The following is a 23659-nucleotide window of genomic DNA, read 5'->3' on the forward strand; positions in this document are numbered from 1 at the left end:
ACTTATGAACCCTTTTTTATCCAAAATATTAGTAGATGTAGCAAGAAAACGTCTTGAAAAAAAACGACCGTCAAATACCCCTGTTACCAAAAAGGAAATAGAGCCTGTTGTACGACGCCTCCATGTTGAAGTCACCCACGCCATTAAAGAATACATGTTTATTGCTATCGGCGTTTTTTCTGCCGGTTTTGGCCTAAAAGGATTTTTATTGCCCAATAGCTTTATTGATGGCGGCGCCACGGGTATTTCTCTGCTTCTTGAAAATGTTACCCCATTGAAGCTGGGTCTACTTTTAGTAATAGTCAACTTGCCGTTTATTTACCTAGCCTCACGAACTATTGGAAATAAGTTTGCAATTAAAAGTATCGTCGCCATTGCATTCTTGGCCATTGTGGTTCATTTTGTCAAATATCCGATAATTACTGAGGACAAATTACTAATCGCAGTATTTGGAGGTTTCTTTCTTGGGCTGGGTATCGGGATGTCAATGAGAGGTGGCAGTGTAATTGACGGCACAGAAGTTTTGGCCATTTATTTAGGGAGAAAATTATCATTGACCATAGGCGATGTGTTACTGATTATTAATATCATCATATTTTCGGTTGGAGCTTACGTACTATCTGTAGAGACGGCTCTATATGCCATTTTAACCTATCTATCGGCGGCAAAAACAGTGGATTTCGTTGTAGATGGTGTTGAGGAATATGTTGGTGTTACCATTATATCCAATAAGCACAAGGAAATGAGAGTTATGCTAACCCAAAAGTTAAGACGCGCTTGTACCATTTATGCTGGAAAAGGGGGTTATGGTAGCAGTGGCGAAAGTTTTGACAAAGACATTATTTATACTGTTATTACCCGCTTAGAATTGGCAAAATTGCAGACTGAAATTGATAAAATTGATAGTAAAGCCTTTATCATAATGGGCGTAGTAAAAGATTTAAAAGGTGGCATGATAAAAAAGAAGCCTTTAAAAGACAACCACTAAGTTTTAATATGATGCCTCGGAAATATACCATTCAAAAAAATCCCTTTGCAGTACCTACAGATGATGGAAAAATCATAAAAGAGCATTTTGGAAATGCCACCAATGGAAACCCAGAAATTAGCATAGCCCATATGAAAGCCCCACCCGGTTGGAGTGAGCCTTTTCAAACCCCCAAGTTTGATGAATATACATTTATCATCAGCGGAAAAAAGCAGTTTATTATTGAGGGCGAAACCATTGTTTTGGAAGGTGGGCAATCCATTAAAATTGAAAAAAACACCAGAATTCAATATTCCAACCCCTTTGATCAAGTTTGTGAATACATCGCTATTTGCACCCCAGCCTTTTCAATGGATCTAGTAAATCGGGAAGATTAAATGGAAAAATATCTTCCCAGAATAATTGGAAGTTTTGTAAACTTTCTCAGCTATTTTTCATCGAAATATGCAGCCAAATTGGCCGTTAAAGTATTTTCAACACCACGAAAGGGCAGGCTAGATAAAGAGGCATTCGACTACCTTCAAAGTGCATCTATCCAAGATTTAAACCATGATGACTTTTCATTTAGAACTTACCATTGGAAAGGTTCAAAAGCGACGGTTTTATTGGTTCACGGTTGGGAAAGCAATGCCTTCCGATGGAAGGATTTAATACAACTTTTAAAAAAAGAGGATTACTCGATTATCGCCGTGGATGCTCCTGCACACGGTGCATCCGGCAGTAAAATATTTAATGCAATTCTGTACTCTGAATGTATACATACTGTTATGGAGGCTTTTGATATTGATTATGTTGTAGGACATTCTGTTGGCGGTAATTCGGTTGCCTTGGCACTTCAGAGCTACAAAAAGCAATCCATCAAAAAATTTGTAATTATGGGCTCCCCTTCCAATTTTGCAGGACTTGTGCAACATTATGTGGATTTGATGGGCTATAACAGCAAGGTTATAAGTGCTATGCATGATTATTTTCTTGAACATTTTAGACATACTGTGGACCACTACAAAGCTTCCAATTTCTTGGGCAAAATCGAAGCCGAAGGGCTAATCATTCATGACAAAATGGATGATGTGATACCGTTTAAGAATGCCCTTGAAAACTATAGGGCATATCCCAATGCCAAGTTGATAAAAACAGAAAGTTTAGGGCATAGATTGCGCTCTTATAAGGTGTATGGCTATATTCTCGACTTTCTAAACGACTAAGTTTATCGTACTTTTGAGCCATGGCAGAAACACCTTTAAAACGTATCAATAAATATTTAAGCGAAGTAGGTTATTGCTCCCGTCGGGAAGCGGACAAGCTTATTGAAGCCGGACGCGTAACCATCAATGGGAAAGTACCTGAAATGGGCACAAAAATTGCCTCGGGAGATGTGGTTGCCGTGGATGGTGAAACCATTAAAAACACTAAAGATTCGTTTGTTTACCTCGCTTTCAATAAACCCGTGGGAATTGTTTGTACTACTGACACTTCCGTAGAAAAAGACAACATTATTGATTTTATCAATTACCCAAAACGCATTTTCCCTATCGGAAGATTAGACAAACCCAGTGAAGGTTTAATTCTTCTGACGGATGACGGGGATATCGTCAATAAAATTCTTCGTGCCAGTAATAATCACGAAAAGGAATATGTAGTTACGGTGGATAAGCCTATTTCGCAAACCTTTATCAACCGTATGTCGGGCGGGATTTATTTGGAAGAACTAAAGCAACGGACTAAAAAATGTAAGGTAGAAAAACTAAGCACATTTAAATTCAAAATTGTCCTGACGCAAGGGCTGAACCGACAAATTAGACGTATGTGCGATTATTTGAATTACGAGGTACAAACGTTAAAACGTGTTCGGATAATGAATATTAAATTAGATACTCCGGTTGGTAAATATAGAGAATTAACTTCCGAAGAGTTTAGACAGCTAACCGATTTACTGAGCGATTCTTCAAAACTCTTCGAACCCAAAAAAAGGCATTAACCAGAGTCCAAGTTCCATTGTTTTTTCATAAAATTTCAAAAGACGACGAATATTAAGCCAACCTAAACGGATATCACTTCAAAGGTTTCGAAAAAATATTCGGTGTATTACACAACAACCCACAGCCCTACTTTAGTACCATTATTAACCCAAATTTATGGTACTTATGAAAAAAAATCTACTTATTTTAATCGCTTTATTTATTTATGTCGTTGGGTTTTCCCAAACATTTACGGACAACTTTATTACGTATCAAGTAATAAGTGCTACGCCTCCTTACACGGTACAAATAACAGGTTATGATTTCACAAATGGCAGCTCGTCAGTTACTATTCCAGCAACGGTAAGTAATAACTCGATAACGTACACTGTTACTGTGATTGGTGATCAGGCCTTTCTTGGTAATACCACAACAGGTGCTCAAATAACTAACGTAACTATTCCTAATTCGGTTACTTTTATTGGTTATAGGGCATTTCAAAGTAACTTATTAACCAGTGTTACCATTCCTGATAGTGTTTCACAATTAGGCAATCTAAGTTTTGGAGAAAACCCTCAATTAGCAAGCGTTACGCTTAGCGCTAATTTAACTGATATTGCTCCATTTTCTTTTGTTAGTTGTGCTTTAACTACTATTAACATACCTAGTTCTGTTACCGCAATTGGTTCTAATGCATTTTCTAATAACCAATTAACAAGCGTTACTATACCTAGTAACGTCAACAGTATTGCAACGCGTGCATTTTTTGGAAACCCTTTAACTTGTGTTATTTCACAAAATTCAACACCGCCTTCAATAGATACTCCAACGGGTCCAAATGTAAGTTCTGATAGTTTTGGTAACAGAAGTAACATCAATCTAACTATACCATCCAATACAGCTAGCGCTTATGCAAGTGCGACTTGGACGGGGTTCAATAGTGTGGCCGAAGGACTAACGGGTTTCTTTATTGTGGATCATATAACTTATACTATTTTATCAAGTAATACGGTAAGAACCGGGGGCTATAATACGGCTGGAGGTTCCGATGTTGTTATACCTGCAACAGTCACTAGAGGTTGTATAACTTATGATGTTACAGAAGTTGGATTCTTTTTTCAGAAGAACTTAACCAGTGTCACCATCCCTTCAAGTGTTACCGTTATTTTACCAAACGCTTTTTCCAACAACCCAAACCTAGCTAGCGCACCTTTGCATAATGGCATTACAAGTATTGGTGCCTATGCTTTCAACAATTGTGGTTTAACGAGCGTAAACATACCTACAAGTATTATTACAATTGAAGATGCATCCTTTTCTATAAATGACATAACCAGTGTTACAATTCCGGATAATGTTACAAGTTTAGGAACTTCTGCATTTCAAAATAATAATATCACCACTCTTGTCCTTTCAAATAATTTAACAAGTATAGGCGATTTTGCCTTTGAAAATAACGATATAACAAGTATAAATTTTCCTAATACACTAACCTCTATTGGTCAAAGTGTATTTATGAATAATGATTTAACCAGTGTAACCATTCCAAATGGTGTGACTGACATACCACAGAGTGCTTTCCTGCAAAATAACCTAACGAGTATTACACTTCCAAACGGTATTACTTCTATTGGAACTGCTGCTTTTCGATCAAACCAATTAACAACAGTAACCATTCCAGAAAATGTGACTACAATTGGGGAAAGAGCTTTTAATAACAATCCGTTAACCGATGTTACCTCACTAGCCAATACCCCACCAACCATTACAACCACAGCCGATTTTATGGATACGTTTGCTACAAATAGAGGCACCATCGACTTACATATCCCAACAGGTACTACAGGTGTCTATGTAACAAATTCGGGAGCGCTATGGACAAATTTTAATATGGTTACAGAAGATGCCAATTTAAGTGCATCAGATTTTGAATTAGAACATGGTATAAAAGTAATTACCAATTCTGATGAACTAAGAATCGTGTCGTCAGGAAACGTTACGCTTAAAAACTTAAGTGTTTTTGATATAATGGGTAAAGAAGTGAAAGCGCAAAACGATTCAAGTATTTTGGAAATTAGCGATTTACCTGATGGTATTTATATTCTAAAAGCCATTTTTGGTGAAGGAAAACTTGTTAAGAAATTTGCAAAATAAGCTAGTTTAAAGCCCCATCTGACTATTTAGTTAACCGTAAGCTTTTATGAAGTTTGCGGTTTGCTGTTTTTTTGTTTGGGGTTTGCAAAATACCGAGACAGATGATTTTTTTGCTAACTATAAAAATTAAATTGTTAATTAGCCTAATGAAATCCTTGACATTAAGTTTTGCTATTTTCATTCTCTTTTTTTGGATACAAACATCTGTTTTTGCACAAAATAAAAAAATAGATAGTCTAAAAATAGTTTTGAGCAATCAGTTAAAAAACAATACAAAAGAGGATCCGTCCACCCTTAGAACATTAGGTGTGGCATATTTTGAAATTGGTGATTTTACAGAAGCACTAAGCTACTATGATAAAGCTCTGAAAATCAACAGAGAAACAGATAACAAATCAATAACCGCACGGTGCTTATTGAATATTGGCAATGTGCATTTATCCAACGGCAACTATCCTGTTGCCATAGATTACCATAATAGATCCTTGAAAATTAGTGAAAGCATCAGTGATACTTTAATGATATCCTTCTCTTTAAACAATTTAGGACTCATTTACAGGAATTTAGAAGACTATGAAAAAGCAATAACCTTTTCGGAAAAAGCTCTGGAAATACAAAAAAAAATTGGTAACAAAAAGGGGGTTGCTGAAACACTAAATAGTTTAGGGTTGTTATATATTCAAATTAAAGACCACGAAAAGGCTAAAACAACTTTAAAGGAGGCATTAGCAATAAGTCAGGATATTAATAGCAAATACATTGAGGGTTTCACCTTGAATAACATCGGATATGCTTATTTGAATTCGAAAAATTATGAGAAATCGCTGGAATATTATAAAAAGGCAAAAAAAACCAATTTGGATATTAATGGAAAAAGAGCTTTGACGGTCTCGTATTATGGTTTAGCAAAAGCCTTAACGCAAAAGAGAGAATTCCAGAAAGCCCTACCAAATGCTTTAAAAAGTCTTCAGTTCTCGCAGGACCTCAACATGTCGGGCTTTGAAAAAGATATTCAAGAATTACTCTCCACTATTTATCAAAACATTGGCAATTACAAAGAAGCATTATCGAGCCACCAACACTATAAAAGACTGAATGACAGCATTTTTAACAAGAAAAATATTGAAAAAATAGCCCAAATAGAATCTGAATACAAATACCAAAAGGCTTTGGACTCTGCAAGCATACGAGAATTAAAACTTACTGAACAGGTCACAGCTACGAGTAGAGATTTAGCAAAATCCCAACAAAATTATCTATGGGCTATTATTGGTGTTTTATTGGTTTCAATAATTTTGGGTTCCACGGCTTTCTTTCAAAAATTTAAATCTATTAAAGTTAAAAATCAAACCATCGCCACGGAACAAAAGTTATTGCGTAGCCAAATGACCCCGCATTTTATCTTCAATTCACTATCCGTTCTACAAGGCATGATTTTAAATAAGGAAGAAAAAAAGTCAGTTAGTTATTTATCGAAATTTTCTAAATTGATGCGCATTACATTAGAAAATTCTAGAGACAAACTCGTATTGTTATCCCAAGAACTTTTAGCAGTAGATAACTATTTATCCCTTCAGAATTTAGAAAATGAAGCTTACCAATTTAGTATTTCTGTTGATGATAATATCGATAGTAAGGTATTTCTAGTACCGCCGATGCTGATACAGCCTTTTGTAGAAAATGCAATAGCGCATGCATTCAAAATCGAACAAGAAATTAAAACGATAGCCATTCATTTAAATTATTCCAACAAAAATTTAATCTGTACGATTACCGATAACGGAATAGGCGTAAACACCAAAAAGGAAATTAAAAGCGGAGATAAAACATCTCTTGCCACAGCAATTACTTCGGAAAGGGTAAAGCTCTTATCAAAAGATTTAAAAGTAAAAGGGTGGGTAACTATTGAGGATAGACGAAAATATGATGCCCAAGGTACGTTGGTAACTTTAGTAATTCCCCACAAAATAATTGAAGCATGATGAAAGCCTTAATTGTTGAAGATAAAGCATATATACGAAAAGGACTTTTAAACCTATTGCAACTTATTGAAGCACAGGTTGAAGTTTTAGGAGAATGTGCCAACGTTAAAGATGCCGTTACCGTTGCAAATGCCTGCCAACCTGAACTAATTTTTTTAGATATTAACTTAACGGATGGTACTGGATTTGATTTTTTAGAGCAAACGGAGCATTTGAATTTCAAGGTCATTTTTATAACCGCCTATGAAGAATATGCACTTAAGGCTTTAAAATTTGGAGCGGTAGATTATATTTTAAAACCCATTGATAGTGAAGAACTTAAAATCGCACTTCAAAAAATTGATAGTACTACTATAGCGCAACAAAAACAACAAATAAAAAACACCAAATCCGTTTGGAAACCTGATGACTCTAAAATAATCTTGTCACTTCATGACAGCTTTCAGGTCATTGATTTAGAGGAACTTCTTTATTGCGAATCGGACAAAGGTTATACAACGTTTTACTGCAATGACCATAAAAAATATGTTGTTTCAAAAACCTTAAAAGAATTTGAAGAACGCCTTTCGAAAGCCAATTTTACCCGTCCGCATCAATCCTTTATGGTGAATCTAAAATTTATCGATAAGTATGATAAATCCGGAGTTATCTATTTGAAAAACGGCAAGAAAATACCAGTATCTTCTAGAAAAAAAGAACACTTTTTAAGTACATTTTTACGATGGACAAATTCTGGCCACTAAAGTATTGGTTACTCTATCAAAAGGTTATTATCCGTGACGCTCCCTGGCCAACAACGTATTCTTCAACAACATAGCTATCGTCATCGGCCCCACACCCCCAGGAACAGGTGTAATATAGCTTGCTTTTTTGCTAACGCTTTCAAACTCTACATCCCCTGCTAATCGATAACCACTCTTTTTGGTTTGGTCTGGTACTCTTGTAATACCAACATCAATAATTACCGCATCTTCCTTGACCATGTCCCCAGTTAAAAACTCCGAAATACCTATGGCTGCCACAATAATATCGGCAACTTTCGTTATTTCTTTTAAGTTTTTTGAACGACTATGCACCACAGTAACCGTGGCATCTCCTGCCGGACGTTTTTGGCTCATCAAAATGCTCATCGGGCGACCAACGATATGACTTCTTCCCATAACTACCACATTTTTGCCAGAGGTTTCAATTTGATAGCGTTCCAACAATTCCATGATACCGTATGGCGTAGCAGGTAAAAATGTTGGCAGATCCAAAGCCATCCTTCCAACGTTAGTAGGATGAAATCCATCGACATCCTTATCAGGATCTACCGCCATCAACACTTTTTGCTCATCGATTTGTTCCGGTAAGGGCAACTGCACGATAAAGCCATCGATATCGTCATTTGTATTCAATAAATGAATTTTTTCCAAAAGCTCTTCTTCAGAAGTGTATTCTGGCATTTCTATTAGCGTCGATTTAAAACCGATACGCTCACAAGCTTTCACCTTGGCATTCACGTAGGTCATACTTGCACCATCGGAACCTACCAAAATAGCCGCCAAATGGGGTACTTTTTCACCTTTCGAAATCATGGACTGTACGTGTTCCGCGATTTCGTTTTTAATATCGTTACTTACTTTTTTACCGTCTAAAATTGTCATTTTTTATTCTCTCGTAAACCTGCCTGCCGTTAGGCAGGGGCGCAAAAACGCCAAGTATTAAATTGGAATGATTATCATGGTGCCATGAAAGCACTTCGACTGCGCTCAGTGTGACACCTTTAATTCTTAACTTTTAACTTTTAACTTTTAACTTTTAACTTTTAACTTTTAACTTTTAACAAGATTAACGCATATTCTTCATCATCTGCATCATCTTTTTGCCACCGCCGCCTTGCATCATTTTCATCATTTTACTCATTTGGTTAAATTGTTTCAGCAACTGATTTACCTCTTGAACCGTAGTTCCAGAACCTTTGGCAACACGTTTTTTTCTACTGGCATTTAAAACGGATGGATTTGAACGTTCCTTTGGTGTCATGGAGTGGATGATCGCTTCGATACCTTTAAAAGCATCGTCGTCGATATCAATATCCTTCATCATTTTGCCAGCACCGGGAATCATGCCAACTAGGTCCTTCATGTTCCCCATTTTTTTGATCTGCTGGATTTGTTTCAAGAAATCGTCAAAACCAAATTGATTTTTGGCGATTTTCTTTTGGAGTTTTCTGGCTTCTTCTTCATCAAACTGCTCTTGGGCACGTTCCACAAGGGATACCACATCCCCCATGCCCAAAATACGATCGGCCATACGTGATGGGTAGAACACATCGATGGCCTCCATTTTTTCGCCTGTACCAATAAACTTAATGGGTTTATTTACCACAGATTTAATGGAAATGGCGGCACCTCCACGGGTATCACCATCCAATTTAGTCAGGATAACGCCATCAAAATTTAGGACATCGTTAAAAGCTTTTGCCGTATTTACTGCATCTTGACCGGTCATGGAATCCACAACAAACAAAGTTTCCTGCGGTTGGATGGCAGAATGGATATTTGAGATTTCAGTCATCATTACCTCATCCACTGCCAAACGTCCGGCCGTATCAATTATGACAACGTTGAAACCATTTGCTTTGGCGTGGGCTATACCTGCTTGGGCAATAGCCACAGGGTCGTTATTGCCTTTATCGCTATACACCTCAACATTGATTTGTTCCCCTACAATATGCAATTGGTCAATCGCAGCAGGACGGTACACGTCGCAGGCTACCAAAAGCGGTTTCTTAGTTTTTTTATTCTTTAGGTAATTAGCTAATTTTCCAGAAAAGGTGGTTTTACCAGAACCTTGTAGACCGGACATTAAAATCACGCTTGGCGTTGCAGACAAGTTAATGCCTTCGGCATCACCACCCATCAATTCGGTCAACTCGTCCTTAACGATTTTTACCATCAACTGCCCTGGCTGTAAGGTGGTCAATACATTTTGACCCAGCGCTTGTTCCTTTACTTTATTGGTAAATTCCTTGGCAATTTTGAAGTTGACATCGGCATCCAGCAAAGCACGTCTTACTTCTTTTAAGGTTTCGGCAACGTTTACCTCCGTAATGCTACCGTGTCCTTTTAATACGTGTAGGGCCTTATCTAATTTTTCACTTAAATTATTAAACATAATCTTTCAGTCTTCAGTAGGCAGTATGCTGTCACCAGCCTGCCTTTTCGATTAAATTTTAAGAACTGCAAAAATAGCGAAATATTTGGTTTTCTGTAAGGTTGAATTCGTGTTTTACCACCTAATTTAAACTGATATTTAAAAGCTAATGGTATTTGACTTTGTGAAAATTTTCAACTAACTTCGTTTAACGGCGGATATAAGCCATTATATAACGGCGTATATATCTGAACTCATTGTAGGCAAGCTGAAAAAATGAACGTACGAGAAACCGAAAAGCAATTTGTAAAAAATTTTATTCGCAAAGAAAAAAGAGAAAGAAGTTTGTGGGCTTTGAATCATAAAAAGAAAAGAACTGACTTTATCGATAGATTCAATCACAGTTGGAATGAGATGATTGCGGAAAAAGACTTGACCGAACTGAATACAAAATCGGACTGTGATACCTATGAGAAAATCAAATCTGATTTGAAACTCAAGGATTCGGACTTGTGTTATGTGGTTTCCTATAATGAGTTTGATAAACAATTTGTTGAATTGAAAAGCGCATTTGAAGAATGTCAAAAAAGCACATTTGCAGTACTAATGATAAGTAAAGACGGAAAAAAATTCTATCTGAAAACTGAACAAGAAATTGGATCGCCGGCAAAGTTTATTGGAATTAAATAAAGCCAGAAAACACAACCGCGTTAGGGATTGAACGGCATGTTTGAAATCCTTTTTTAAAGCAGTTATGATTTAAGTCTGTGCAGAAAATAAATTTTTGAGATTGCCACAGTCGTTCCTCCTTCGCAATGACACTTTAAAAAAGATTGAGTAGTGAAAGCCCGACCCGCAGGGGAACGCCCAAAAAATCACACTAAAGATGATATCCCGATCTTCATCGGAATTATCCCGATAATTATCGGGACAACCATCAAACTTGAGCGCGTTTTTTAAAAACTTCTCAAGTTTGGGTTTCACAAAAAAAAAGGCTGCCAAATTAAATTTGACAGCCTCCAAAAAGGAATCTTAGTTAACCAACCTACATCCCGATAGCTATCGGGGCGAATAAATAAGGGTTTCCTTTATTAACCAAAAGCAAAAATTATTTCCTTGAAATTAATTTTTTAGATTCCCTCCCGATAGCTATCGGGATCCAGGGAATGACAACTTCAATGGAAACCTCGAGACCTACAGCCTCGAGGAATTCTTTTCAATTTTTTATTGTGCTTTTTCAAGAACTAGGATACGCTCTATCATTCCGTTGGCACCGAAATCTTTCAACTCCACTCTGTTAGGCGTGATTTCCTTAATTCTCCATCTGTGGTTCAACTCGCTCATTGGCTGTTGCTCTCTTCCAAAGTACAATCCTAAATGAAGGCCATCGTTTCTGTAGGCCAACCAAGATCCGAAAAAGTTTTTCCCGGCACCTTCGGCAATCACTCTACCATTTTCATTGAAGCCTATCACGATGTCGTTAAAGTTATCCGTTAAATCAGCATCAAGCTCCATGTACGAGGCCACTTCCCAGGTTCCGTTTATCAATACACCTTCAACATAATCTAAATCGTCATCAATATCTGGACAGTGTCTCTTCAATACCATCTGGTTGTTTACATTAGTCAACTTAATCAAATCTTTACCAAGGAAAGTAATCAACCATTGTAGTTTCAAGTCGGGTCTTCCTTCAAGATTGATTTCCAATCCGACACCTGCAGGTCTTACAATTACTTCATAAGTACCCTCAAGTAATTCACCTTGAACTCTGATATGAACTTTGTTTCCTTCGTAGAACTTTAATGGTGTACCGATATAATCTTTCTCGTTATCCGCACCGTCAACTTGTAAACGGGCTACTCTCCATAAACATTCCTGTAAGAAGTTTTCAACACGCTCTTTAGTAATATCAACAACTACTTCACAGTTTCTTTTTAGTACGATTCGGTTACCGCCTTCTTGGTAGATTTTAATTCTTCCGTCTTCGAATTCATAAATGAACCACTCTAAAGTAAAGTCAGCCAAAGATTCAAACTCCATCTTAATCAAAGCACCTCTATCACTTACTCTTGTGCTCCAAGAACCGGTCAATACATCGCCATTTCTAGCTTTCATGGTAACTACACCTTCTTTTTTGAAGTTGATAGCATAGTTTTGGTAAGCTTCAGTCAAGGCATTACTATCTCTTTTAAATTCGAACACCACCCAAGGACATCTAATCAAATACTCATCCAGACGCTCTTTAGTGAAATCGTCGTCGTTATGATCGTTATCATCGTCTTCATCACAAGCATCTTTAGCTTCATGAATGATAGCTCTTAGTTCTTCATTATTATTAGCCTGAATTGTAGTACCGTCAGCCAATACCATAGTTACTGGGAAATTTAAACTAGCAATAACATCTCTATTTTTTACACGCTTCATAAATCTGTGTAATTGACGGTCGTTTTCAATAGTCACCACATCAATCACATCAAAATTAGGACTATATACAGAAAAGGAAATTGGATATTGGAAATCGATACATTCTATATCGTCGTCCTCTTCGTTTTCGCCTTTACATTCTTTAACAAAAGCTTCCAACTCATCTGCATTGTTAATGACGATTTCATCATGCTCCCTGTTAATAATAGTAATAGGGAAAATGATGTCCAGACGATCTTCATCATTGTCAAACTCGTCATAGATTTTTTCGATTAATTTGAAATCCAATTTGGAATTAATACGGATTTCCAAACCTCTTACCTTAACAATAACAGGTAATTTTACGGCAATACAACTGGCTCTGTCGATAATATTATCTTCAGATCCGTCCATGGTAGATGCGGAGCTAATCATAGCAGTTAGTGCAGAATCTGCAACAAGGGCTTCAGCCTCGGTGGGCTCAGTAATTTCTAGTGCTTCCTCTTGACAAGAAGAAAACAATAGAAGGGCAAAAAAAGGCAATAGCAATAGGGCTTTAAATTTAGTTTTCATGGTATATGATTTTAGGTTAAACTTTTCTATGCGTTTCAATGATAAATAGGTGTTCATGATAGTTAAAAGATTGAAACGATTCATAGCGTTTTATTATAAAACAGGGCAACTTTAAAAATTCCTACCCCAGATGTTAAAAATTTTCAAAAAAATAAATTCCAAATTCCAAAATAAAACACCAAAACCTTTATTTTAGTGGCATTAACCACCAATGCGCATGGCCAAACAACTACATGAAAATATTTGCGAGGAGCGATTATTTTCATCCATATTTAATAAATACTCTAAAGATTTACACGATTTTTTATACTATAAGTTCGGAGAATTACTCAACCCGAAGGACAAAGTACAGGAGGCTTTTGTAAAACTGTGGCAAAACTGCGCCAAGGTATCACCAGATAAAGCCAAAAGTTTTGTTTTTACCACCGCCAACAATTTAATGTTGAATGAAGTAGCCCACCAAAAAGTGGTATTGAAACATCAGCAATCTTCAAAACCGAAGATGAGTACCAACGAAAGCCCAGAGTTTTTAATGCAGGAATCCGAATATAACGACAAACTGCAACGAGCACTTGCGAATTTAACCGAACCCCAGCGGGTGGCCTTTATGATGAACCGTGTGGAAGGGAAACGCTTTAAGGAAATTGCGGAACTGTTGGATATTTCCACCAAAGCAGTGGAGAAACGCATTTATGGGGCGCTGGAGAAGTTGCGGAGGGAGATTAAGGAGTTGTGAGTCGACGGATGACCGAAGACAGGAGACAAGAGACAGGAAAAATATTTGAGAGTTATGATTGTTTTGGAAATTTTGGGAAGAATATTCATTGAATTCCTATTTGAAGGTATCATCTTGGGTATTTATAGATTATTGAAAAAATTCTTTGAACTTATAAAAATCAGATTATTCGGTTTTGAAAAAAAAACACTTCACCGGAAAAAAATACTTGAGCAAAAACTTCTTTATAAAGAAATCGAATTGTTGGAAAATGTTAACCCTAATTTAAAATATGGGCAAAAAGGCGTGATATTAGAAATAATTGACAAGGAAAATGTATTTGCCGAGTTTTTAGATGCAAATGGAAAACAGATAGAATTTGAAAATAAAATTGTCTTTAGTATAAAAATGAATCAGTTCAAATTAAAAAAATAAAAAACCTCCGGTATATACTGGAATATTTTCTTTAGAAATTAAGATGGAAACTGGTATTTGGAATTTAGTTTTTGATTTTTTTTGAAACTTTTTTTAAAGCTAGGGTAGGAAAAAATAAAACATACTTGTTATATAATTGAATAACGATATAATGAAACGAGAAGAACTCATATCAAAATGGTTAAATAACGATCTAAACGATCAGGAATTCGAGGCGTTTAAAGCGCTTGAGGACTATGACGAGTTAGTAAAGTTAGATAACAGCCTGCAAGGATTTAAGGTGGATACCTATGATACTTCCAGTGAATTGGAAGGGGTATTATCCAAAATCCGAGCCACAGAAACGCAAAAAACGGCCCCAAAACTTGGGATGTTTAAAACGTTTTTACGTGTTGCGGCCGTTATTGCCATTTGTGTCAGTGCGTATTATTACACTACTACCCTTGATACTACAGTAACAACACAGTTTGCGCAAAAAGCCACTGTAGAATTACCAGATGCATCCACCGTTTCCCTCAACGCAAAGTCAGTTTTGGCTTATAATAAAAACCATTGGAACAAAGAACGTGATGTTGAATTGCAGGGCGAGGCCTTTTTTAAAGTGGCCAAGGGCTCTACATTCAATGTAAACACCACATCAGGAACCGTAACGGTTTATGGTACTCAATTTAATGTAAAACAACGGGACAATTATTTTGAGGTTATTTGCTACGAAGGATTGGTTGGCGTTACCTACAATGCCCAAGAAACGAAATTAAAACCTGGCGACAGTTTTTTAATTATCGATGGGAAAAAAATTGCTAAAGAAAAAGATTATCGCTCATCGCCTTCGTGGCTAAATAACGAAAGTGAATTTAAAAGCATTCCGTTTAAGCAGGTTGTTGCCGAATTTGAGAGACAATACGAGGTGGATATTACCTTGGTAGGCGTAGACTCCACAAAACTATTTACGGGATCGTTCACCCACGACAACCTTGATGTGGCATTAAAATCTATTGCCTTACCTTTACAAGTATCGTACAGCAAAAAAGACGGTACGATAATTTTAAAGCGTGAATAACAAAGGGCTACTTATTGTTCCTGTACTCTTATTTTTTTTGAATGGTGCCATCGGTTTCTCTCAAACCAATCAAGAAACCCAACCCCTTTCGGCTATTCTCAAAATACTGTCTGAACGCTATAAGGTTAGTTTTTCTTATGTAGATGAAACGATTGCAGATATTGAATCGCTGCTCCCTGAGGCCGATTTAGACCTTTTGGACGCCCTCGTAGAAATTGAAATCAACACCGGTCTGGAATTCAATGTTTTGGATACGCGCTTTATTACGATTATTAAACGAAAAGAAGAAGAAAAAACAATAGTAAGGGAAAGACTCGAAGAAGTAGTGGTCAATAATTATTTGACCTCGGGTATCACCAAATTCAACGACGGGACCATTAATTTAAGACCTGCCAAATTCGGTATTTTGCCTGGATTGATTGAACCCGACGTGTTGCAGACCATTCAGGCACTCCCAGGAATTTTTAGTATTGATGAATCCGTTTCAAATATAAACGTCAGAGGTGGCACTCACGACCAAAACCTTATCCTTTGGGATGGGATTAAAATGTATCAATCCGGACATTTTTTCGGGCTGATTTCGGCGTTTAACCCCTACACAACAGAAAAAGTGAATGTATCCAAAAATGGGACACGAGCACGATTTGGAGATGGCATTTCCAGTGTGATCGATATGCGTCTTTCGGATGATGTAGATGGAAATTTTAACGGCGGACTTGGGTTTAATTTAATTAATGCCCATGGGTATGCCAAGATTCCGATTTTTCGAAATATGGAACTCCAAATTTCCACAAGACGTTCCATTACGGATGTGATTACCACCCCGACCTACGACCAGTATTTTAAGCGGGTATTTCAGGATTCTGATTTATCGAACCATCAAAAAAATGACAATACGATTTCCCAAAATGAGGATTTTTCGTTTTACGATATTACGGCCAAATTACTATACGACATCACCAAAAAGGACAAGATTCGACTTCATTTTTTAAATGTCAATAACAGCCTGAAATATGAGGAACGTTCTACAATAAATGATAGAAATGAGGCCCTAAACAGTAAACTTTCGCAACAAAATTCGGCCTACGGCTTCACGTATATCAGGGATTGGAGTTCTAAATTCTCTACTACCGCGCAGTTATATGTAACCAATTATGATTTGGACGGCACCAACTTCGACATCATAAATAATCAGCGACTGATTCAGGAAAACGAAGTATTTGATGGTTCAGGTCGATTGGATATTGATTATCAAATGAACCCCAATTTTAAAGTCAACTTAGGGTATCAATTTACCGAAACGGGCATCAGTAATTTGGAGGATGTGAACAATCCTGAATTCCGGAGTTTTATCAAGGAAGTGATTCGAAGTCATTCCGGTTACGGGGAAATCGCTTTTTTATCCAACAACGCCAAAACAAAGCTAAAATTGGGTACACGGGTCAATTATTTCAACAAATTTGATGAAGTTCTCGTAGAACCACGATTGAATTTTAGTCAACGGTTTTTGGGGGCTTTCCGTTTGGAATTATTGGGCGAATATAAAAGTCAAACCACCACCCAGATTATCGATTTACAAAATGATTTTTTAGGAATTGAAAAACGCCGATGGGTGTTGGCCAACAATAAAGCCGAGGTAGAAATTGAAAATGGAAAATCGTTGTATCCCGTGCCTATCGTAAAAAGCAAACAGGCCTCAGCTGGTATTCATTTCAATAAAAACAAGTTTTTAATAAGTGCTGAAGCCTTCATTAAAAAAGTGGACGGCATTACAACGAGAAGTCAAGGCTTTCAAAATCAATATCAATTTACACATGCCGTTGGCAGTTACGAAATCAAGGGTATTGATGTACTTATTAATAAACAATTTTCGGATGTAGTGAGTACGTGGCTGGGCTATTCCTACAGCAAAAACGACTATACCTTTCCTGAACTGAATGACGGACAACCCTTCCCTAACAACGCTGACATTAGGCATGCCCTAACCTTTGCTGGAACCTACAACTATAAAAATTTAAAATTGGCACTCGGTTTCAATTGGCATGCTGGACGACCAACCACCATGTTCCTTGAAAACGATGACCCCAACAACCAAGACACTATTCTTTATGAAAGCCCGAATGCTTCCAACCTTCAGGATTATATGCGAGCAGATTTTTCGGCAACGTATTCATTCAACCTTTTTAGGAAATCGAAAGGGGTGATCGGCGCCTCTCTTTGGAACCTTTTAAATGAGAAAAACATCCTGAACACCTACTATACGCAAGACGAGGACAATAATATAATCACTGTTGAAAACCAATCGTTGGGCATCACACCCAATGTAAGTTTTAGGATGGTGTTTTAGACAAGATTGTTTTTCCTACTGCAAATTACCAATCATCTATTTTTTTTCGTCAATTGAACTTAATTAGTTAATTTACAGAAAAATAGGAAATGGCTTCTTTAAATCCTTTAAGTGGTACTCTTGGTTTAAGACGGGCCAAACATTTGTTACGTAGAACCACCTTCAACTATACGAAATTACAGATTGAAGCTTTTGCTAATATGACAGCAACAAATGCTGTCAATAGCCTTTCTTCAAACCCAATTAATAAAATAGCAGAACCCTACGACCCACTTCCAAATGGAAACCCAGATGGGTTTTGGTTGCAATCCACAGAACACCCCAATACCTTTGGCGGACAAAGTAGAAAACGCTCCCACATCACGGCTTGGTGGTGGTATAATGCCTTAAACGAAGTAAGTTTAAAGCATAAGTTATCTTTCTTTTTGCATACCTGTTTCACCGTTGGAAAAGATTCCGGCGTAGGCCATTCCCCGTTTTTTTATGACCATATCCGCTTACTTGATTTTTATGCCTTGGGCAATATAAAAACCTTGGCAAAAAAAATCACCCTGGATAATGGTATGCTAGACTATTTGGACAATACACAGAACAATAAAAACAATCCGAACGAGAATTATGCAAGGGAGTATTTAGAACTGTTCACCATTTTAAAGGGAGAGCAAATTGGCGAAGGCAATTATACTAATTACACTGAACTTGATATTCAGCAAGCAGCCAAGGTATTTTCGGGGTTTAAAAAGAAATATGACAGAAATGGGGATATTGACCCAGATACTGGTATTCCCATTGGTTACTTGGCCCTAGGTCAGCACGATACCAATGACAAAACCTTTAGTAGTGCTTTTGGAGGCCAAACTATTACTGGTAGAAATACAGCCTCGGGCATGATGGACGAACTCGATGACTTTGTAGAAATGGTCTTTGCCCAACCAGAAACGGCCAAAGCCTATTGCCGAAAATTATATCGTTATTTTGTAAAAAGCACTTGGGACGATACAGTTGAAACTGATATTATTACGCCTTTAGCACAACAGCTCATTGATAATAATTTTGAAATTCTACCCGTTGTTACTACTTTGCTTTCCAGCGAGCATTTTTATGATGCGGATGATGGTGATGCAACGGATAATATTATAGGTTCCATTATTAAAAGCCCACTTCAGTTATTGACCGAAGTATGTAGCATGTTTGAGCCTACAATCCCAGACCCTGCAATGGATGCATTTCGCTTTTATGTTAATTTCTACTTGCGTTTTATTCATAATACGTATTATTCAGCAGCTGGGATGGAAATATACAATCCAGATTCCGTTGCTGGCTATCCCGCCTATTATCAGGAACCCAGTTTTGATAGAATTTGGTTTTCCTCAAACACCTTGATTGGGCGCTATAAATTGATTGAAAGCCTTATCATTGGCAGAAACACCATAGACAACAATGCTAACATATATGCCACCTTAGATACTGTAGTTTTTGTTGAAACTAAGATCACCAATGCCTCAGACCCGAATTTGTTAGTGATTGAAATTGCAGACCTATTATACCCCGAAAGTATTGATGAAGACCGTAAAGACTATTTTAAGAGCTTTTTAGTGGAAGGGTTCAATGATTATTATTGGACTGGGGCCTGGTTGCAATACATCAACACCCATAGTGAAGCAGATAAAACCACCGTTAAAACTAGACTAGATGCATTAATCACTGCAATGGTAAATGCAGCCGAATTCCAATTAATGTAAGCCTTTAGATTATGAAGAGAAGACAATTTTTAAAACTATCTGCCACGGCTTCTGTAATTGGAATGACCCCTTTTGAACTGCAAGCCGCTCTAAAAGCTGTATTGCCTTTTGCGTCCTGTCCAGATATTTCCAACAGAAAACTGGTTTTAATAAATCTTGCTGGAGCCAATGACGGATTAAATACGGCAATACCATTAAATCAATACGACACGTACAGCAACTTAAGACCTACCATAAAAGTACCCAACAGCGGGGCCGGCCAATACATTGATTTGGACACTACGCTTCCGACGAATCAACAAGTCGGTTTGCACCCAACTCTTACAGGTTTTAAATCGTTATACGACAACGGATTACTACGAATAATGCAGTCCGTGGGGTATCCTTCACAAAATAAAAGTCATTTTAAATCCACCGATTTGTATATGACCGGCAATGATGGCAACAGCAATTTAAATGGTGCCGAAACGGGATGGATTGGACGTTTTATGGAGCAATTTTATGAGGATTTTCTATTGGAAAACTATCCGTTAGCTGTCGAAATAGGTTCTACTAAAACTTCACTTGGATTTCACGGCGAAGAGGCGCATGGGATGTCACTCAACATTACAGGCCAGGATCCCGCAGGATTTTACAATATTTTGAATGGTTTGGGAGGTGTACCGCCAGCAAATATTCCCGATTCCGATTATGGTTACCAATTGCGATTTCTAAAAGATACGGATACCCTTTCAAATACTCATGCCGAAGCAATTTCTAATGCTTTTAATAGTGGGCAAAATGATGTAACCTATCCCGATACGGATTTGGCCAACCAATTAAAAACCGTAGCGCGATTGATTAGTGGGGATTTGGCTTCAAAAATCTATATGGTTCGGATTTCGGGGTTTGACACCCATAATGCCCAAGTGCAGGGCTCCGGTGATATTTTGGGACGTCATTACGTGCTTTTAGAAGAACTTTCAGGGGCCGTAAAAGCCTTTGTGGATGACATGCAAAGCCAAAATTTAGGAGATGATATTGTGGGTGTGACCTTTTCCGAATTTGGCAGAAAGGCAGCCGAAAACGGAAATTTTGGAACCGATCATGGAGAAATAGCCCCAATGTTTGTTTTTGGAAATCCAGTAGCAGGAGGTGTTTCGGGAACCAATCCAGATTTGACCGAAGCTACCAGTGCCAACAATTGGCAAATCCAAACGGTACAATACGACTACAGACAAACGTTTGCAACACTATTACAGGACTTTTTGGGCGCACAAAATTCCATAATTGATGGTACTTTTTTCAACCATACCCTTGGTGATAGCTTTACCAATTTAAAATTACCTGAAATTTTAAAGAATCCGTTATCCAGTGAATGCTACCAGACACTAAGTACCGAAGAACAATTAAAAGCCGAGCGAGAATGGTTGATATATCCCAATCCGTTTATCGATACCATCAACTTTTCTAGTGTGAATAAAAATTCCGAGATAAGTTACAAACTGTTCAACGCTACGGGGGTCGAAATTATGAACAGAACAGATAGTCTCGAAAATGGCAACCTCTCCTTAAATTTAATGCACTTGAGTAGTGGCGTCTATTTTTGCGCCATTAAATTTGGTAATGCTCAGGAAGTGCATAAATTGCTCAAACTTTAAACCAGCAGTTTTATGCCACATTTTAAAACCATTCAAAAATTGCTCACGGGTTTAGTAGTATTACTAACACTTGCTTCCTTTGATGGTTTTAAAGCCACCCTCAACCCCTCCCATAACCATAATGTTGAATTGCTGTCATATGGGCGTCCACAACAATATACCAAAGTTGCCCTATTTCAAATTTCAAAAAGTGTCTCACCAAAGGTCTATTTTGTTTTTGCATTTTTTGATTTTGATTGTCTTTTTAATGCGCAACTCATCAGTTCCAACACAGCTTTTTGCCACCAAAATAACACATTATCAGATTTTTACAGTCAAAAATCCAGTTTAGCCCAAAACTTAGTTACCATACTTTACTCAGGGGATTTTTTACAGGTATCCTTGCCGTAATTCCGCACGCTTTATTTGATCCATTCAACTTTTAGAAAGGCATTCTTTTGATGCCGCATTACCTGTATCCTAATGAAAAACTTTAAAAAAGCATTAAGGCTTATGGCCTTAGTTCTGCTAATTATGCTGGCTACCATCATACCAGTACCCATCACGGTTTACCGAAAAGACAAGCTCCCTAATTTTACCATAGAACAAATTGATAAAAAGGAGGATGAAGACGAAGAAGATGATATTAAAGAGTTGTTTTAAATACGAATCCATTACTTCAAAAAAAGAAGCCGCAACATTGTTGCGGCTTTTATTCACAATTAAACTGATATTATTACTTTTCTATCATAATCTTTTTAGTAATGGTTCTCATTTCTGATACAAAATTTATGATATACATTCCGTTTGCAAATCGGTTGGTATTAATGGTTAACCTGCCAAATTTAAGATCTTCGGCTGAACCACTAATTATTGCTCTGCCCTTCATATCAACAATACTATACTCAATTTCCTCGTTCTCAAACAATCTGATTTCAACATTTAAATCATTGACAACAGGGTTAGGATAGAACCTTACTTCATCGTTCTGTTCTACAAAAGATGCTTCAAATTCATCATAACTATCAAAGTCGCCTACATAGCCTTCCAAATCATCATCATTTGTCCCTTTACTCGTCAAATTGCTATTGTTTTTCGCTCGGTATTTATTGAAAAAGTAGCAGAACCATTTTGAGCCAATCACTAAATTGATAGCACCTTTTACATGTAGCGAAGCACAAATACCATTCTCTTCTATTAAATTTAGAACATCAAAACCCGTAGTCTCGCCAAACTTAACCACACTTAAATCTAAGGTATCCGGATTATAAACTAAACTATGAATACGATAGAAACCGCTACCATCCACATTAAACTCAGGATGCCCAGACACTTGTAAAACGGTTAGAGTAAACGCATCGGTAAGAACAAATAACTGCTTGTATCCTTTCGGAATATTAGGGTTTCTATTGAATTTTGCATATAGACTAGCCACGCCATTTTCGAGACATACTACAGATTTTGGCGAATACATTTTTCCTGAAAACGCCGTGCATTCTTCAGCCTCAACCTGAATTGGTGCTCCTGCCACATCCAAAGAGGCACATAACTCACCACCACCCTGAACCAGAAGGCTATTAACATCAAAACCTGTAGTGACATTTGGAACAACAGCACTTAAATCTAAACCTATGGGATAAATAAGGGTATGAATGGTGTAATTACCTGGCTCCGTAACTGTAAACTCTGGTGTATTTTCTATTTGACGTATTATTAGTTCTTCGCCTTGCGTTAGTACATACAACACGGAATAATCGTTAGGAATTATGGCATCATCATTTGGTTGCGCATAAAGCATTGCAACCCCACCAGTCAAAGCAACATTTGTATCTATTGCCGTTAATGTACCTGCATTTGGGTTTGTAATGCTAATTGGCGCTCCAGCTACATCCAAAGCAGCACATAGCTCACCTCCACCTTGGATCAACAAAGCATTTACATCAAAACCTGTAGTAACATTTGGAACAACACCGCTTAAATCTAATCCTGTTGAAAAAACAAAAGTATGAATGGTATAATGCCCTCCTCCAACAACTGTGAATTCAGGTGTTTCTGAAATCTGACGAATGATCAACCCCTCGCCTTGCGTCAATACGTATAACACGGAATAATCATTTGGAATTATCGCATCATTATTTGGATGTGCTGAAATAACAACTTCTCCAGTTGAGCACACCTCTTCTGCCGAAGCGGTTAACGTTCCTGCACTTACATCACAAGAGTCTGCTTCTTCTACGTAAACCGGTGCGCCCGTTACGTCCAGCGAGGCACATAAACCGTTCTCTATAACTATGTTCAGCACGTCAACACCCGTGGTGGTCGGGCCCACGACGCCAAGGTCCAAAAAGTTGGGGCTGTCCGACCTGCCGTCGAACACAAGCGTGTGGATCGTGTACATGCCCGGCTCGGTCACCTCGAACACGGGAGCGTCCATGTTAACGCCCTTGATCAAAAGGGCCTCTCCCATCGTAAGCACGAATATCTTGCTGTAGCCGTCGGGGACTACCTGGTTGCCGTCTTCGGTGGCGCTGATCTCAACGCTATC

20 protein-coding genes are annotated in these 23659 nt (G+C 37.6%); 16 read left to right on the forward strand and 4 right to left on the reverse strand.

The features are described from left to right. The first annotated feature begins 4 nt into the window (after positions 1-4). From H7U19_RS12820 to H7U19_RS12850, 7 genes are all read left to right on the forward strand, one after another. Entirely contained in the window at positions 5-988 is a 984-nt protein-coding gene (locus tag H7U19_RS12820) for a YitT family protein (RefSeq protein WP_186562993.1), read from the forward strand. Between the two features lie 8 nt (positions 989-996). Next, complete coding sequence (locus H7U19_RS12825; RefSeq protein ID WP_186562995.1) at positions 997-1365, forward strand: cupin domain-containing protein; 369 nt, start codon at positions 997-999, stop codon at positions 1363-1365. After that, positions 1366-2193 (forward strand): alpha/beta fold hydrolase, encoded by an 828-nt coding sequence (locus H7U19_RS12830; protein WP_186562997.1) that lies wholly within the window; start codon positions 1366-1368, stop codon positions 2191-2193. Between the two features lie 20 nt (positions 2194-2213). Beyond that, on the forward strand, positions 2214-2966 hold the full coding sequence (gene rluF, locus H7U19_RS12835; protein ID WP_186562999.1) for a 23S rRNA pseudouridine(2604) synthase RluF: 753 nt from the start codon (positions 2214-2216) through the stop codon (positions 2964-2966). Positions 2967-3132: 166 nt separating this feature from the next. Next, the gene (locus H7U19_RS12840) at positions 3133-5100 is read left to right on the forward strand and encodes a leucine-rich repeat domain-containing protein (RefSeq protein WP_186563001.1); all 1968 of its coding nucleotides are present in this window, start codon (positions 3133-3135) and stop codon (positions 5098-5100) included. A gap of 146 nt (positions 5101-5246) precedes the next feature. Then, complete coding sequence (locus H7U19_RS12845; protein WP_186563003.1) at positions 5247-7082, forward strand: tetratricopeptide repeat-containing sensor histidine kinase; 1836 nt, start codon at positions 5247-5249, stop codon at positions 7080-7082. After that, on the forward strand, positions 7079-7825 hold the full coding sequence (locus H7U19_RS12850) for a LytR/AlgR family response regulator transcription factor (protein ID WP_246454806.1): 747 nt from the start codon (positions 7079-7081) through the stop codon (positions 7823-7825). The genes H7U19_RS12845 and H7U19_RS12850 overlap by 4 nt, the downstream gene beginning before the upstream one ends. Before the next feature lie 27 nt (positions 7826-7852). Here the strand turns inward: H7U19_RS12850 and folD are convergent, their stop codons facing one another. Together folD and ffh are read right to left on the reverse strand one after the other, a co-directional pair. Next, positions 7853-8728 carry a bifunctional methylenetetrahydrofolate dehydrogenase/methenyltetrahydrofolate cyclohydrolase FolD gene (gene folD / locus H7U19_RS12855; protein ID WP_186563005.1) on the reverse strand — a complete coding sequence of 292 codons (876 nt, stop codon included), beginning with the start codon at positions 8726-8728 and terminating at the stop codon, positions 7853-7855. A gap of 184 nt (positions 8729-8912) precedes the next feature. Beyond that, positions 8913-10241 (reverse strand): signal recognition particle protein, encoded by a 1329-nt coding sequence (gene ffh, locus H7U19_RS12860; RefSeq protein WP_186563007.1) that lies wholly within the window; start codon positions 10239-10241, stop codon positions 8913-8915. Positions 10242-10496: 255 nt separating this feature from the next. Between ffh and H7U19_RS12865 the strand changes: the two genes are divergently transcribed. After that, complete coding sequence (locus tag H7U19_RS12865; protein ID WP_186563009.1) at positions 10497-10910, forward strand: hypothetical protein; 414 nt, start codon at positions 10497-10499, stop codon at positions 10908-10910. A gap of 534 nt (positions 10911-11444) precedes the next feature. Here the strand turns inward: H7U19_RS12865 and H7U19_RS12870 are convergent. Further along, positions 11445-13196 carry a hypothetical protein gene (locus tag H7U19_RS12870; RefSeq protein WP_186563011.1) on the reverse strand — a complete coding sequence of 584 codons (1752 nt, stop codon included), beginning with the start codon at positions 13194-13196 and terminating at the stop codon, positions 11445-11447. 217 nt (positions 13197-13413) lie between these two features. On the opposite strand from H7U19_RS12870, the gene H7U19_RS12875 reads away from it, so the two are divergent. The 8 genes from H7U19_RS12875 to H7U19_RS12910 all read left to right on the forward strand — a co-directional run bounded on the left by H7U19_RS12875 (position 13414) and on the right by H7U19_RS12910 (position 21777). Next, complete coding sequence (locus H7U19_RS12875) at positions 13414-13932, forward strand: RNA polymerase sigma factor (protein ID WP_186563013.1); 519 nt, start codon at positions 13414-13416, stop codon at positions 13930-13932. Between the two features lie 54 nt (positions 13933-13986). Continuing rightward, a complete protein-coding gene (locus H7U19_RS12880; protein WP_186563015.1) occupies positions 13987-14346 on the forward strand; it encodes a hypothetical protein in 360 nt (119 codons plus the stop codon). Between the two features lie 151 nt (positions 14347-14497). Beyond that, positions 14498-15406 (forward strand): FecR family protein, encoded by a 909-nt coding sequence (locus H7U19_RS12885; RefSeq protein ID WP_186563017.1) that lies wholly within the window; start codon positions 14498-14500, stop codon positions 15404-15406. Then, a complete protein-coding gene (locus H7U19_RS12890) occupies positions 15399-17753 on the forward strand; it encodes a TonB-dependent receptor plug domain-containing protein (protein WP_343069106.1) in 2355 nt (784 codons plus the stop codon). The genes H7U19_RS12885 and H7U19_RS12890 overlap by 8 nt, the downstream gene beginning before the upstream one ends. A gap of 89 nt (positions 17754-17842) precedes the next feature. Then, positions 17843-19495: a DUF1800 family protein gene (locus tag H7U19_RS12895; protein WP_186563019.1), complete on the forward strand. Its 1653-nt coding sequence runs from the start codon at positions 17843-17845 to the stop codon at positions 19493-19495. 11 nt (positions 19496-19506) lie between these two features. Next, entirely contained in the window at positions 19507-21135 is a 1629-nt protein-coding gene (locus H7U19_RS12900) for a DUF1501 domain-containing protein (RefSeq protein WP_186563021.1), read from the forward strand. A 12-nt stretch (positions 21136-21147) separates the two neighbouring features. Beyond that, positions 21148-21525, forward strand: coding sequence for a hypothetical protein (locus H7U19_RS12905; protein ID WP_186563023.1), 378 nt, complete (start codon positions 21148-21150; stop codon positions 21523-21525). 72 nt (positions 21526-21597) lie between these two features. Next, a complete protein-coding gene (locus H7U19_RS12910; RefSeq protein WP_186563025.1) occupies positions 21598-21777 on the forward strand; it encodes a hypothetical protein in 180 nt (59 codons plus the stop codon). 73 nt (positions 21778-21850) lie between these two features. Here H7U19_RS12910 and H7U19_RS12915 read toward each other — a convergent pair. Further along, on the reverse strand, positions 21851-23659 hold a 1809-nt coding region (locus tag H7U19_RS12915), incomplete at its 5' end, for a T9SS type A sorting domain-containing protein (protein ID WP_186563027.1).

The sequence above is a fragment of the Hyunsoonleella aquatilis genome (assembly GCF_014270105.1).
Lineage (GTDB): Bacteria > Bacteroidota > Bacteroidia > Flavobacteriales > Flavobacteriaceae > Jejuia > Jejuia aquatilis.